General features: G+C 37.6%; 1 protein-coding gene and 1 pseudogene. Both read left to right on the forward strand.

Annotated elements, in window-relative coordinates:
• Nucleotides 1–215: pseudogene (locus LY28_RS19365) on the forward strand (group II intron reverse transcriptase/maturase); the annotation flags it as partial.
• 141 nt (nt 216–356) lie between these two features.
• Nucleotides 357–644 carry an HD domain-containing phosphohydrolase gene (locus tag LY28_RS19745; RefSeq protein WP_110462638.1) on the forward strand — a complete coding sequence of 96 codons (288 nt, stop codon included), beginning with the start codon at nt 357–359 and terminating at the stop codon, nt 642–644.
• Nucleotides 645–864: the final 220 nt, after the last annotated feature.

An 864-nucleotide genomic window follows, 5' to 3' on the forward strand; every position in this document is an offset into this window, starting at 1 on the left:
TCGGAAATATGCACTGCCATCACAAAACGCCGTACCATAAATGCAAAGATGATAGTTATAGCAATTTGGTGCTTGTAACAATGAATGTTCACCAGTTGCTTCATGCAAAAAAGCCGGAAACAATCCAGTTTTATCTGGATATCATTAAACCGGACAAAAAGCAGATGACTAAAATTAACCGCCTAAGAAAAATGCTTGAGTTGGCAAGTATTTAAAATAACGTGTTTAGTTTCAGATATAGTTTAAGTTGCAAAATTTAGTTTTGATAGAACGCCGTGTGCGGGGAAATTCGCACGCACGGTGTGGAGTGGGGGAAAAGTTAGAGATGATATCAAAGACTTACCTATCACTATGATATCGTACGCCATCATCATGAGCGCTGGGATGGAGAGGGATATCCTGACAGGGTAAGCAAAAATGATATTCCGTATGGCTCAAGAATTATAGCTGTTGCAGATTCCATAGATGCCATGATGAGCAACAGGCAGTATAGAAACAGCTTGTCATCGGAGCAATGCAGGACCGAAATATTTAAAAATGCAGGAATTATGTACGATCCCGATATAGCCCATACAGTGGTTGAAAACTGGGAGGCTGTTGTTGATTTTGATAATTACAAATGTTTGATGCTGAATATTTTTTGAATATAAGTAAAAAATATAAATAATAAAAAATATATGCTTTATCTCCGTGAGGTTTTTACCAGAATTTTGTGAGATTGGCATGAAGGATTTCAGATACAGCTACGAAATACTAGCGTACCTCCACGAAGCTTTAACCAGATATTTGCACTGAAAACTTGCGTGGGAGGTTAGCTTGAAAGGAATTAAAAATAGTAGTAAATTAGTTGCGTACCTCCACGAA

Source organism: Ruminiclostridium sufflavum DSM 19573, from assembly GCF_003208175.1.
Classification (GTDB): domain Bacteria; phylum Bacillota; class Clostridia; order Acetivibrionales; family DSM-1351; genus Ruminiclostridium; species Ruminiclostridium sufflavum.